Origin of the sequence: Chamaesiphon sp. VAR_48_metabat_135_sub (genome assembly GCF_031418915.1) — a bacterium.
In the GTDB taxonomy this organism is placed as follows: domain Bacteria; phylum Cyanobacteriota; class Cyanobacteriia; order Cyanobacteriales; family Chamaesiphonaceae; genus Chamaesiphon.
This window is the reverse complement of sequence record NZ_JANOJV010000243.1, coordinates 1-14370: the sequence shown is the minus strand read 5'-3', so window position 1 is coordinate 14370 and position 14370 is coordinate 1. Positions and strand designations below refer to the sequence as shown.

Below are 14370 nucleotides of genomic sequence, written 5' to 3'. Positions count from 1 at the left end.
TCTTTAAATCATTGAGATTGCCTATCGAAAGATTGGATGAAAATCCTAGTAGGCGGGAATAGTCCGACTATTAGTAGTACCCACGATCGATTTACCAGATTGCGCGCCTAGAGCAAATGTATCGGCAGGAAGCGATGCGAAGCCTTTTAAGGTTGTCATAGTCAGTTGGGTGTGTTGTCTATGCGGAAAATTAGCAATCCAGATCCCCGACTTCTTCAAGAAGTCGGGGATCTCACCGTAGCTAGTCCAAATTAAGCAAACTTAAAGCTGCTGCTAGTGAGCGTATTGGCTTGAATCCCAGTTAATACCGCAAGATCCTGACCACCAGCCTTGACTAGCGTATCTGTAACTTGCTGAGTCAGCGTAACTTTACTAAAGTCAGTCGCACCAGTGATGCCCAAGATGACTAGACTATCGATCCCAATCTCAAAGTCGGCAACAGTGTTCGCAGTGGCAGGGGTGCCATTGTAAGCCAGATAGAACTTATCAGCACCAGCACCGCCATAGAGCGTATTACCACCATTCCCAGCAAATAAGGTATCGTTACCATCGCCACCAAAGAGAAAATCATTGGTACCTGCAAATAACTTATCCTTGCCATCGCCACCATAAAGACGATTACCACCTTTACCTTGACTAGCATCGAGAATATCATCGCCAGCTTCTCCAAACAGCCTGTCGTTTTTGCCAGCGTAGAGTTCGTCGTTACCATCGCCACCATAGAGACGATTGTGGTTACCTTTGGAGATCGAACCATCGATGACATCATTACCACCATCGCCAAAAATTGTTTGCTTGTTGGTAGGAACTAGATTGAGATCGTCTTTGGCGGTACCTGCGACTACTTCTGGTAGATCGGGTTTTTTGGTTTCAACCAGTGGTTTGTTGAAAGTCAATAAACTGAGCTTAGTCGGTGCGGGGATAATACCTGTTAAAGCACCTTTCCCGTCGGCTTTGGCGGCACCCAAATCAAAGTCGTTATCGTTAATTAATGCCAGTGTATTGTTATCTACTAAGGCTAATCCTTCGAGTTTTTCGACTCCGGTATAGCCGAGGGTAGTTGCATTGGCGATTAACTTCTTGGTGACAGGTGTAATCGCTCCTGGCGTAGTTTTAAGGATTTCTTCTGCTGATTTAGATCCGGTGCTTGCCTTGGGATCGTAGATATTGGTAGCCTTGCTGATATCGATTTCGTAAATCGCTTTGAAGGATTTGTCGGTAGCAAGGGAATCACGTTCGACTACGGCAAATTTACCGTTACCGAGGGAGACAGCATCGCCGATTTTATCAGCAACTTTGACATCATCGAGTCGATAGATATATTCGCCTGTGACTGCTTTGGTGACAGTATCGAATTCCAAAATCCGCAGGTTATTACCAGCTTTGGAAGCAGCATCATCAGCGGTATCAGGGATATCTAGGGCACTTTGCATGAAAGCGTAGAGTTTAGTCCCTTCGATCGCAATTCCTTCAAAACCGCGATTGCCACGACGTTGAGCATAGATTTCTGGTAAAACTGCTGTACCAAAACTACCGTCGGCTGTAGGCATACCTTTGGGGATAAATCGATCGATGATTTTGCCTTTGGCATCGATATGATAAATCGACGGACGATACTCATCCACCATCCAGAAAGTGCCGTCTTTAGCAACTTCAATCCCTTCCAAATCACCACCGAGGGGGTCATTTTTGACTTTATTTCCAAACAGGTCGGCAGCGGGTTCATCATTGAATGCCAGCCCAGGTAGACCGCTCTGGAGGTTGGAGATCCCAGTTAGGGGTTTGCCATCGGGACGAGTAATTGCAATCCGTTCGGTGATGGTAATTTTACCAGTAGTTTTGTTGAGTTCAAATCGATCGATCTCTGGCTGAAAATTGGGGAGCGGATAATTTGCACCCAAGTTCGGGCCGCGATCGGTATTGGCGATGAATTTTAAGTTACCATTAGCAGCATACCCTTCAAACCGCAAGCCGGAATAACCACCGAGCTGGATATCTTGTCCAGGAACAGTTTTAGTCGGATCTAAGGGGTTGACTTTGGCGGTGGTACCAACGACTGGGCGATCTGTAAAATTGTAAGATGTCAGCACTGCTTCATGGACACCCGCAGCTTGAGCTTTGTAAATGGTACTTTGGTCGATTAAGCCAGGAATACCAGCAATGTCTTTACCATAACTCTCAAACCCTTTACCAACTTCAGTAGCGAGGAGTTGAGTATCTGCACCTTGATAATAAACAGGAACAGGACGATTGGTGTGACTTCCCCAGCCATATTTACCCGATTCGGGATCGTCTTTACCGTCAGCAAGTTTGACGACATCAGGTTTAGAACCAAAATAGTGTCCAGCGTCTTTCGCTGTATCAACTGCGGTGAGTTTCTCTGCACCTTGCTCACGGAGCAGTTTAGGGAAGTCTGAATTCAACGTCAGGTAATGATCGTGATCTGCGGTGACGATTAATTCGTTCTGTTCCCAACCACCATTTTTTTCAATCCAATCAATTACCGAACCGACAGATTTATCAAAATCCAGAGTCGCACCAATCAGGTTGTCCATGTTATTATCATGCGCTGCCCAATCGATATCTCCACCTTCAATCATTAAGTAGAAACCATCTTTGTCTTTACTCAAAACATCTAAAGCGGCGGTAGTTAATTGTTGCAGATCTGGGTTCTCATTCCGTTCTTTGGCAATGAATTGAGCGTCGGTTTCGCCTGGAGCCAGCGGACGGAGCAAATCTGGCTTCAATCCTTTAGTCGCATAAGTCTGGAACATATCCAAACCAGTGGTACTGTAGTCACCATTAGCAGAACTGACTGGTAAATTCCCATTTTGTCCCCGCGCACCATACAATCCTAATAATTTCTCGCCCTTGGTGAGATCGATCGATTTGGCTTTGTCTGCGAGCGTTTGAGCTGCATCTTTACCCCGTTCTAGAAAAGTGTAGCCATAAAGGTTACTATTCGGCTTACCACTAAGTTCGGCGTAGGTTTCTTTAGATATGAACTCGTTAGAAGTTTTTGGCTCCACCCCGTTCGGTAATGGATCTCCAGGTGTCGAAAATGGATGTCCTCCGCCGAGCAATACATCTGGCTGATAAATCCGCAGTTCTTGCTGAAGGATATTATCGAGTGCGGGATAGGCTAAATCGTATTTATTCCGGCGATTGACATTAGCGGCGGCGGCTCCAGGTGTGGCATGATCGATCGGGACTGATGTAACTAGTCCGGTAGCTTTGCCCTTATCAGCAGCTTGCTTTAAGATACCCGTCAGCGACTGCTCATAGATATCTACGCCGATCGCATTGTTGTAGCTTTTAACACCTGTATAGAGCGTCGTCGCAGTATTTGCCGAGTCAGGATAGCTGTATTTAATATATTCCTTGTCGCTCCCCGCAGTCCAAGGATTTACGCCCCCACGCGCTGGATCGTAACCGACTAAGTTACCTTTAGCACCATCAGCAACTTTCCCGCCACCACTGGCGGTAGTACCTGGATTGAAGGTAGGATCGAATTTAAAACCAGGTAACAGAGGACTAGATCCAGTCTGAGAAATTGTCCCATCAAGGGCACTTTGAGCCGTACTAAATACCCCTTTCGCATCGGCAATCGTTGTGCCGTAAGTAGTGGCTAAACCATAGCCAGCTAGCCGTTGAAAATTGAGTCCGGTACCTTCGCCTTGAGTATAAAAATCAGCCAGGGTATCGCCAGTTTTACCAGCATTAATTTGTTTTTGAATTGCCGCAGCACGAGCCATTTCCCAGCCCATACCATCGCCAATCATTAGAATCGTATTCTTAGCCATGATTTTTAATTAATTCTAAGTTACTTCAAAAATGACCGATTCTTATTCTGAGAGACTAATCCAACGAAACTCGCGATCGAATTTTAGATATTTTCAACAGCGATCGCTAATGTTGTAAAATCAAATTGCTCGGCTTTGTATCGATCGACACTTTATTGCCAGCAGCAGCTAGATTCTCATGGTTTTTATAATATATTGAATTAATAATAGTTGAGGTTAAGGAATAGTGATACTGTGGTTAATATTTGGTGCAAAGCTACCAATTCTGAGTTTAACTAGACCTTAATGTTTGGATAACCTCGATCGAAACAATTGCTGGGATAATCATTGCAGGGTGCTAATTAGATCGATTTTGTAAATAACAGCAGTATCATGAAGATAAACGCAAACCTGCTAGATCTCAAAATTGAGGCTGCCAGCATTCAAGATTGGGCAAGACTAGATTCTCCACTCAAAAGGCTATCCCAACATTTAATTTCAGGCGAGGAAGTTGTTGAACTATTGCAGCAATATAGGCTGCTGTCGCAATTACAGCGAGAATTGATTATTGATACCGAACTAGAATCGATCGAATGTACCGCCGAAGAGATTTTTAGTGCCTACAAAGCTTTTTATCATCACCAGCAGATTAATTCTGATGAAGATCGCGCTACCTGGTTAGAGCGAAATCACTTTACACTGTCGCAGCTCGAACGATTAATCCTCAGGACAGTAAAACTTGCTCGATTCAAGCGCGAAACTTTTGGCAGTAAAGTTGATTCCTATTTTTTGCAGCGCAAAAGTCAACTCGATCGAGCTAGCTATTCACTATTACGAGTCAAAGATTTTCATCTTGCACAGGAGTTATTCTTTCGGCTGGAAGCTGGAGAAGCAACTTTTCCTGAATTAGTCAAACAATATTCTCAAGGACAAGAAGCTGAAACTGGTGGATCGATCGGCCCTCATGAATTATCGGTACCGCACCCAATTCTAGTTCAAAAGATTCGATCGCTTAAACTGGGTCAATTAGCTCCCCCGTTGCAAATTGCTGAATGGTTTGTGGTAATCCGACTAGACAAATTTTTCTCTGCTCAATTAGATGAAAAAATGCGCGAGAGATTAATCGAGGAAATTTACGATCGCTGGATTCAAAATCAATTGAATCAGTTAAGTAGATAGGTAAAATTATTGACACAATAGATTACATCTAAGAACTGGATTGTGGGTAGTGCCCACCCTACGAAGATCTAATAGCTAAATTATTAATTATCAATTGATTAAAAGTGACTTATACAATAACAACGCCAGAAGTTTTCTTAGCTCAAGTCGAGCCGTTCGATCGACTATCAGCCAAAACCCAAGCCAGAATTGCTAAAATCGGTCAATATTATCGTTATCATATCGGACAACCGATCGCGATGCCCGACAGGTTATCAGCCCAAATTAGTATCATTGTGGAAGGGACAGTTCGCTTACTAGGACACCCTGATGCAAATAGCTCTCCTGTTACGCTCGAAAGATTAGCAATTGGTGGTGTAATTGGAATGATTAGTGCGATTCGCGGCGTAGCTTGTGAATCTGCAATTGCTTCGACAGAAGTTATTTGTCTGAATATGCCGATCGAATCATTCATGCAGATCGTCGAAAAAGAACCTACCTTAAAACAATATTTTTACGATCGACCGAGCCTGCTCGAAGTCTTTGAAATCCTGCGATTAGAACTAGAACGGCACCCTAATCCCGATCGATTACTGCAATTATTATCTACCGATTCGCTCAAAGATTTAGCACTCAAAGCAGTTGATACCACTATTGTTTATCCAACTACCCAAACAATTCCTCCCGATCTAATCCACTGGGATTGGTTCGTTGGTAGTCAGCCACTCAATTCACTATACGCGATCGGCGATCGCCTGGAGATCGACACCGATCGCCATAGACAAAAACTGCGCCCGATCGGAATTTCACCTGATATTTTGCAAGTTCCACCACCATTAGACATAGATTCGATCGTTGATATTAATGATGCGACAATCGTCCCAGATTCCTTCAATCTTAACATCGGGCCGCCCCAGCATATTCCCTACGCACCCGACTTACCACTGGCTCGTGTCGCACCCAAACAAGATCGCGGGCGTTATCCGCTCGTGCGCGGGAAGGGGCAAATTGATGGGACTGTTGCCTGTTTTGAAATGCTGGCAAACCAGTTTAAAATCCCCTTCCGCCGCGATTCTGTCCGCAAGGTCGTCGCACATCATTTCGAGCAAACTGGAGGGGTTTCGCTCCAATTTTGCGGGGCTGTGGCTGACTTTTTGGGGCTACAGGGGCAACTGGCGACAATTCCGATCTCCGATCTCCAGCGGATTCAGATACCTGCGCTAATTAAATGGCAAGATGGATTAGGCGTGATTTGTGCGGTGGCAAGTAACTCCATCACAATTGCCCTCCCCGATAGCGGATTAATTAAACGATCGCCTCAAGAATTGTTACTCAATCAAGAAAGTACAAATACTCAGACTCCCAATCCATCCATCCCAATTCTCTTAATTCAATCCACCCGTTCCACCCCACAAAAAAAGTTTGGCATCAGTTGGTTTTGGCCATCGTTGGTACAGTATCGCGGTGTTTTACTTGAAGTCTTAATTGCCTCCTTTTTTATCCAACTATTTGGACTGGCAAATCCATTAATTACCCAGACGATTGTTGATAAAGTCTTGGTGCAAAATAGTCCAACAGCTTTAAATACACTGGGGATACTATTAGTTGTTGTCGCCGTCGGCGAAGCCTTATTAACTAGTTTACGCACCTATCTATTTGTAGATACCACCAATCGGATCGATCTGGCGTTGGGTTCGCAAATTATCGATCGATTGCTCAGATTGCCACTACGCTACTTTGAGAAACGCTCGGTAGGCGAACTTTCGACGCGGGTAAATGAACTCGAAAATATTCGCCAATTTCTAACGGGAACTGCCTTAACAGTAGTGTTAGATTCGGTATTTTCGGTAGTTTATATCGTGGTGATGTTGATTTATAGCTCGCTGTTGACGCTGGTTGCATTGTCAACAATGCCGCTATTTATTTTACTCACAACTGCCGTATCGCCGATCGCCCGCAGACAATTGCGTGTCAAAGCCGAACGCAATGCTCGCTCTCAATCTCACTTAGTCGAAGTAATTGCTGGCATCCAAACCGTCAAAGCCCAAAATGTTGAATTGCGATCTCGGTGGAAATGGCAGGAACGCTATACTAGCTATGTCATGGCTGGATTTCAAACTGTCATCACCTTCGCAGCGGCTGGTTCGATTAATACTTTCTTGAGTCAGCTCTCTAGCCTATTAGTACTCTGGGTTGGCGCGTATTTAGTCCTAGACGGCAAATTAACCCTCGGACAATTAATCGCCTTTCGGATTATTTCTGGCTATGTTACTAGCCCATTATTGCGCCTGACGCAACTCTGGCAAAATTTCCAAGAAACAGCACTTTCCCTCGAACGGATCGCCGATATTCTGGATACGCCAATGGAATCCGACGAGATCGATAGGGGCAATATTCCGATGCCGACAATTCAAGGTCATGTAAAATTTGACAATGTTTCATTCCGATTTGCACCTGCGGGAGCATTAAATTTAGATAGCGTTAGTTTAGAATTTCCGGCGGGTAAATTTATCGGCATTGTCGGTCAAAGTGGCTCTGGTAAAAGTACGCTGATGAAATTATTACCGCGCTTATATCCACTCGAATCGGGGCGAATATTAGTCGATGATTACGATATCTCCAAAGTCGAACTCTATTCACTTCGTCAACAAATCGGCATCGTGCCTCAAGATACCCTGTTATTTGAAGGTAGTGTTCAGGAAAATATCGCCCTCAATTATCCCGACGCAACTACCGACCAAATTATTCAGGCTGCTAAAATTGCCTACGCCCATGAATTTATCATGGAGCTACCCAATGGCTATAATTCCCCCGTCGGTGAACGTGGCTCTGGTTTATCCGGCGGACAACGCCAACGGATTGCGATCGCCCGTACTGTCCTCCAAAATCCGCGTTTACTGATTTTAGATGAAGCTACAAGTGCTTTAGACTATGATTCCGAGCATCAGGTGTGTACGAATATCGCTGCAGCTTTCGAGGGCAAAACGGTCTTTTTTATCACTCATCGACTTACCACGATTCGCAATGCTGATATCATTTTGATGATGGATCGAGGCTTAGTCGCCGAACTCGGTACTCATGCAGAACTAATGGCATTAAAGGGACGATATTATTGTCTCTACCAGCAACAAGAGTCGCAACTTTGAAGTTAGATGCAGTTTGAAGTTACGGGACTATTTCCTGCTCCCGAATCCCAAATCCCAAATCCCGAATCCCGAATCCCGACACAATAGTATCTTGATTTACGCCACAGACGACTAACAACTCACGGTAATATAAGAGTCAATTAACTTTTGCGGCGATCGAAATTATGTCATCCCAATTGGTATTCAACTTAGCTAGTGGTTCGGTATCCTGTGGCTTTACACCCACAGCCGCAACGGAATTGAAAGCAAAGCTCAATGAGATCGTCCAAGTTCTCAAAGCCAAAACAGCGGAAATATCTGGAGCAGGAGGTAAGCCTAGACAGTCTAAACCGATCGAATATCAGTATACAGGGGATGTTTTCTTAGAAATATTCTGTAATCCCAATATTTGGGCAAATCCCTTCGTGGCTAAAGTGTTAATTACATTACGCGACGATCGCATCCGCGTTAGTAGTGAAGCCGAACTCACGCGAATTATTGAAGATGTCGATCGATTTTTGGAACAATTTGCTTGAAGCTGATATCTATTAAATATTCAATTATCTAGCTCGCAGCCATCGAGCCATGAGCTGTAAATATTCGATCTAGATCGAAATATTAGGCTCTGACCTCAGATCGATTTTCCTCGAGGAGAGGCTTTGCTTACGGCAGTCTCGCGCCAATACCAACGGATCGCAATCGATTGGATCGATCGTGATATAATCGCAAAAATCAGTGTGCATCTATAATTATTAATATGGCTAATAAATCGATCGTCAGCATAGTATCGATCGGATTGCTGAGTATCTGGTTCTATCCACTCCAACTGTTAGCTCAAGTATCCACTGGAGTAGTCAAAAATAGTCCTGCTACTTATGAAAACGATCGGATTAAAGTGGTCATCCAAGACTGTAATAGAAAACTCCAAGAATTGATTTGCCAAGCTGTATTAACGAGTAAAAGTAGCGATCGGACGATCGATCTCAATGGTGAGACGATCAAGCTAGTCGATTTTGAAGGTAATGAATATTATCCGACGAGTTTGCGAGTAGCCAATCGCGTTAGTGAGAACAATTTTATCAAAACCGAATTGATCGAAAATGTTCCGTTTAAAGCAAGTTTTATTTTTGGTAAAGCACCTGCAAATCTCACTCAAATTGCTCTGCTGCAAATTCCCCTTAGTGGTGGCATTACGGCAACAGCCAAATTTCGGAACTTTGCGATCGGCAGTTCCAACAATGCGATCGCCAAACCTGCTCCTGCTAAATCGCCAATCCCGATTACTAGCTCTGTGAAGATCGATGCGGAAGTTGGCAGTGACAATAGTTTAATTTGTCCCGACAATACCAAAGTTCTCTATCGAGCAACCTCCAAAAACTATTTGATGTATATCTGTGGTGCCAAAAATCCCACTCACTATGTAGGACTATCTAAAGATGGCTCTCAAGGGATTACACTGAGACTGCGCTACTACGATCGCACTCAGTTTTCGGCAGACAATGGTGATACTAATTATACAATCGCTGCCGATCGACTAATTATTCGCAAAGATAGTAAAATCGTCTATCAGGAAAAGATTCAAGTCTTACAACCATTAGCTGGCAGGATCTCCGTAGAAGATCCCACTCCAAAGACTCCACCAAAAAAAAGTCCTTCAGTCAGTAATAATACTAGTCAAAAACGTAGCTCAACTAGTCAATCTCCCTCTAAAATTAAACGAGTAAAGACCAACGGCGAATAGCAGATCGAGAATTTGGAAAGTTTCGCCTTGTTAAGATACAAGGCATACTTAGATAGAGCTAACCTCATTCAATTGAAACCAGCGATTTCAATGTTAAATTTAATCGTCGATCGACCGTAAATTCAGTACAATCTTTCAAGGGTTGCCAGAAATTCCGAATTGACTCAGTATTTTTACTTATCTTGACTGGACGATCGAAATTCGATCGAATATAGTGAGATTGCGGTCAAAAATCTAAGTGTTTGTATGAACGAGATTCAAAATTCTACTCATCAGTTACCATCGTTGCCAACCGAACGGAATGTCGGCAATCCCAGTCAACTAGGAATTTTATACGACTCGCTCGGCAAACACACAGATGCGGAAGCTCTACACACTCAATCTCTCGCTATTTGCGAACAACAATTTGGCAGCAACCACCTCTACACCGCTCAAAATCTCAACAATTTAGCCTTATTGTATGAGTCAATGGGTAAATATACTGATGCGGAGTCTCTATACACTCGGACTTTGTCAATCAGAGAAGAGCAGTTAGGAGCCAGTCACCCCTTCACTGTTCAAAGTTTAAATAATCTCGGATTGCTATACGAATCGATGGGTCGCTATACAGATGCGGAACCATTTTATACGCGCTCACTGACAATTCGAGAAGATCGATTGGGAGACAATCATCTCCACACCGCCCAAAGTTTATATAGTTTGGCTCAACTATACACTGAGATGGGGAAATATACAGAGGCAGAACCTCTGTACATCCGTTCTAATGCCATCTGCGAACAAAAACTTGGAGCCAACCATATTGATACGGCTCAGAGTTTAAATCATCTGGCCAGCTTATACCTACTAATGGGACGATATCCAGAGGCTGAACCTCTGTACGTCCGCGCCCATACAATCTACGCACAACAACTAGGTGCCGATTGTTCTGAGACGGCTCAAACCTTACAAGATCTGGCAGGATTGTATTTAGAGATGGGGCGATATGAGGATGCGGAATCCCTCTATATTCGCGCTCTCAAAATTTACGAACAGAAGGCGGGAGTCAACCACCTCAATACGGTGGCAAGTATCGATCGTCTCGCAAATTTATACTTAGAGATGGAGCGATATGAGGACGCAGAATCTCTGTATCTTCGCGCTCGGAAAATCCACCAGCAACAGTTGAGTCCCAGTCACGTAGATAATGTTCCCAGTTTACATAAGTTGGCAGGCTTATACAAATTGTTGCACCGCTATGAAGAGGCGGAACCCTTGTACCGTCAATCCATCGCGATTTGCGAACAGCAATTAGGTGCCAACAACTCTTACACCGCTCAGAATATCGAGCATCTGGGAAATTTGTACTATGAGATGGGTAAATTTACAGAGGCGCGACAGCAACTAGTTCGCGCACTGGGCATTTACGAGCAGCAAACCGGAGGAGATCGCCCCTTTCTGGCTCAAGGATTGAATAATTTGGCCAGTTTGTACTATCGGATCGAAGAATATGCTGAAGCAGAACCACTATATGCTCGGGCATTGAGTATCTACGAACAGCAATTAGGCAAGGATCATCCCCTTACTGCTCAAGGGCTGAATAATTTGGCTGTCTTGTATTACAGAATTGGCGAATATCAAGCAGCAGAACCATTATATATTCGCGCCCTGGGGATCAGAAAACGTCAACTGGGAGCTAATCATCCCCACACCGCTCAGAGTTTGAATAACTTGGCGAGTTTGTATTACAAAATGGGTCAGTACGAAGAAGCAGAAACACTTTATACTCAATCGCTAATCATTCGGGAGCAGTCTTTGGGTGCAGATCATCTCCAAACTGCTAGTAGTCTCAATAATTTAGCGTTTGTCTACAAATCGTTGCAACGATATGCTGATGCTGAGAAATTATATACTCGATCGCTAGCTATCAGAGTCCAACAATTGGGTGCAGATCATCCCAAAACTCAAAAAGTCCGTCTAGATTTTCTTGACTTTCTCCAGCAAGTCGTCAATACTGGACAGGTCGATCGACTATCCGATCTCCCGCTCACTCAAGCTTTACTCAAAAAAATGAAAGAAAAGGAAAGTTAAATTGATTGATAATTGATAATTGCGGATGCATTTGTCGAGACGGGTTTCCCGTTCATGAAAATACACCAAGCAAATAATTGGGTTTTTCGGACGGGGAATTAAACAGCAGCGTCTAGCGTCTGTTCCCTGCTCAATTAGTTGATAGTTGCTGCTTCTGGTTGTTTTGAATGTCTCTGGTGGGGCTTATGGGCAAGCATCTATAAACACAATAGACAGTAGTCGATCGAATATTCTCAACTACTATTTTGATACCAAATTGCTATAAACTTTTACAAAGAAACCTCGACATACAGCCAGTAGGAGACTACTAATGTGATATGCTGCGAGGCGAGAGCGTACAAGCACTACATTAGTTGCGGTCGCTAAATACCAGCAATTAACAACGATCGGGATTTTATTTTCCGATTTAGTACAACCCCCTAAAGCCTAAAACCTAATTTAGGGTAGACTACCGGAGTGGGCTTTGAAGATCGGGTTCGATCTCAGTCTCTCCCCCGCAACCTTCAGTTCACTGCGATCTATTATCAGCGAAGGAGGCCGAAGTGCAGGATAAGTGTGTCAAAAATCGGCGGAGATCTAAGCGGCGTGGGATCTACTGTCCAATTCATGGTTGTTATTTAGACAGTGTGAGTAAAAAGTATTATTTATTCGCCGATCGACCGGAACAGCTTCAGGCGCGAGGTTTAACCCAGTCAGCCGCCCAAACATTGATCCGCTTCCATACCACTGTCTCAATGACTGGAGAGTGGCTGGAGGCTTTTTGGTGCGATCGGTGCCAAACAACCCAATGGTATTATGTGTGCAAGACGAACGATCGAAGCTATCAAATATCCCTAGCTCCCGATGAGTTGTGGCAAAGGGTTACTGGTGTCGTCCATCCCAATGGCAACCCTTCTGTGGGCGAATTTACCCGCAGAGAAGCGCGAGTAAAGCAATATCAAGGACTTAAAGCCTTCAATACTATTCGTTAATTTAGGGAGTTTGTACTAGATGAGGAGTTAAATCTCCAATCCTGGTGAAATAGAGTTATCGATTTTAGCTCTTACTGTATATAAATATACCAGATAAACGTGTTTTCGGCTACAGTCTTTTCACCAATTCGATTAATTGCCGATCGTACTGATATCAAATATTACTCAATTCTCGCCAGAGATCGGTAAGGTAAACGCTAAAATAGCTAGATCGATTTACTAATGTGATGATATTGTAAATGTTGGCGATCGACTCGAATCGATTGTGGCTAAAGTCTAGCGGTGAAAAGGTTTGAACCGCGTTCTTCGATCGCCGTCATTGCCAAAGATGCGATCAAATTTTAGATCGACTGTCGATCGATCGCCGAATGTCGGGCATTATAAAGTAAGGCAATAGACCTCAACTAAAATCTCAGATAATTAACCGATTTTGATTATGGATTCATTCGATCGAGTAGTACTAGTAACAGGTGGGGCTGGCTATATTGGTACACATGCCGTAAAAGCTCTAGAAGATCGAGGGTTTCAAGTCATCATCTTGGATAACTTAGTCTACGGACATCGCGAGCTAGTTGAAGCCAATTTAAAAGCTAAATTGATAGTTGGCGATCTGAGCGATCGAGAGGTACTCGATCGATTGTTCTCCACCACCAAAATTGATGCAGTGATGCATTTTGCCGCCTTTGCCTATGTGGGTGAGTCGGTGACAGATCCAGCAAAATATTATCAAAATAACGTAGTTGGTACTCTCACATTGCTCGACGCAATGCGCAAACATGGGGTCTCTAATTTCGTATTCTCTTCAACCTGTGCTACCTATGGGAATCCCCAGACTATCCCCATTACCGAAGATCACCCTCAACAGCCAATCAATCCCTATGGGGCTGGCAAGCTAACTGTCGAACGAGTTTTACATGATTACGATCCAGCATATGGATTGAAATCGGTCATCTTCCGCTACTTTAATGCTGCTGGTGCCGATCCTGACGGATTATTTGGGGAAGATCACAATCCCGAAACCCACTTAATCCCCCTCGTCTTGCAAACTGCGGCTGGTAAACGGGCATCCGTGTCAATTTTCGGCACAGATTACGACACTCCCGATGGTACTTGCATCCGCGATTATATTCATGTCACCGATTTAGCGCAAGCTCATGTGCTGGGGCTAGAATACCTGCTCGAACATCGAGTCAGCCAGATTTTTAATCTGGGTAATGGTAGTGGCTTCTCTGTCAAAGAGGTGATAGATACAGCTAAACAAGTCACTGGAAAGGAAATCTCGATCGAGGAATGTCCCAGACGGGCTGGAGATCCAGCGATCCTGATTGGGAGCAGTACCAAAGCACGCCAAATCTTGGGTTGGGAACCAAAATATGCAGACTTGGCAAAAATTGTCGAACATGCATGGAATTGGCATCAACATCGTCATTTTTAGCTGGATCGAAAGATCTGAGTTTATTAGTAAGAAAATATAGATACTTCCCATCATGAATGCAAGAACTACAGACTCTAAACCCGAACTGCTG

General features: G+C 43.9%; 8 protein-coding genes. 7 read left to right on the top strand and 1 reads right to left on the bottom strand.

All coding sequences use genetic code 11. The features are described 5' to 3' along the window. Positions 1-251: 251 nt before the first annotated feature. Positions 252-3803, bottom strand: a complete 3552-nt coding sequence (locus RMO55_RS16950) for an esterase-like activity of phytase family protein (protein ID WP_310428427.1) — start codon at positions 3801-3803, stop codon at positions 252-254. 372 nt (positions 3804-4175) lie between these two features. Here RMO55_RS16950 and RMO55_RS16945 point away from each other — a divergent pair, with 372 nt between their 5' ends. The 7 genes from RMO55_RS16945 to galE all read left to right on the top strand — a co-directional run bounded on the left by RMO55_RS16945 (position 4176) and on the right by galE (position 14279). After that, entirely contained in the window at positions 4176-4961 is a 786-nt protein-coding gene (locus RMO55_RS16945) for a peptidylprolyl isomerase (RefSeq protein ID WP_310428425.1), read from the top strand. A gap of 104 nt (positions 4962-5065) precedes the next feature. After that, complete coding sequence (locus RMO55_RS16940) at positions 5066-8086, top strand: peptidase domain-containing ABC transporter (RefSeq protein WP_310428423.1); 3021 nt, start codon at positions 5066-5068, stop codon at positions 8084-8086. Positions 8087-8247: 161 nt separating this feature from the next. Further along, entirely contained in the window at positions 8248-8601 is a 354-nt protein-coding gene (locus RMO55_RS16935; RefSeq protein WP_396134373.1) for a hypothetical protein, read from the top strand. 221 nt (positions 8602-8822) lie between these two features. Further along, complete coding sequence (locus RMO55_RS16930) at positions 8823-9806, top strand: hypothetical protein (RefSeq protein WP_310428419.1); 984 nt, start codon at positions 8823-8825, stop codon at positions 9804-9806. 246 nt (positions 9807-10052) lie between these two features. Further along, positions 10053-11873 (top strand): tetratricopeptide repeat protein, encoded by a 1821-nt coding sequence (locus RMO55_RS16925; protein WP_310428417.1) that lies wholly within the window; start codon positions 10053-10055, stop codon positions 11871-11873. A gap of 542 nt (positions 11874-12415) precedes the next feature. Beyond that, positions 12416-12844, top strand: a complete 429-nt coding sequence (locus tag RMO55_RS16920) for a hypothetical protein (protein ID WP_310428415.1) — start codon at positions 12416-12418, stop codon at positions 12842-12844. A 436-nt stretch (positions 12845-13280) separates the two neighbouring features. Beyond that, positions 13281-14279, top strand: a complete 999-nt coding sequence (gene galE, locus RMO55_RS16915) for a UDP-glucose 4-epimerase GalE (RefSeq protein WP_310428413.1) — start codon at positions 13281-13283, stop codon at positions 14277-14279. The last annotated feature ends 91 nt before the right edge of the window (positions 14280-14370 follow it).

What these genes read in the sequence shown, in the direction of transcription:
- RMO55_RS16945 (WP_310428425.1), top strand. Translation starts at nt 4,176, where the DNA reads ATGAAGATAAACGCAAACCTGCTAGATCTCAAAATTGAGGCTGCCAGC.
- RMO55_RS16925 (WP_310428417.1), top strand. Translation starts at nt 10,053, where the DNA reads ATGAACGAGATTCAAAATTCTACTCATCAGTTACCATCGTTGCCAACC.
- RMO55_RS16930 (WP_310428419.1), top strand. Translation starts at nt 8,823, where the DNA reads ATGGCTAATAAATCGATCGTCAGCATAGTATCGATCGGATTGCTGAGT.
- RMO55_RS16950 (WP_310428427.1), bottom strand. Translation starts at nt 3,803, where the DNA reads ATGGCTAAGAATACGATTCTAATGATTGGCGATGGTATGGGCTGGGAA.
- galE (WP_310428413.1), top strand. Translation starts at nt 13,281, where the DNA reads ATGGATTCATTCGATCGAGTAGTACTAGTAACAGGTGGGGCTGGCTAT.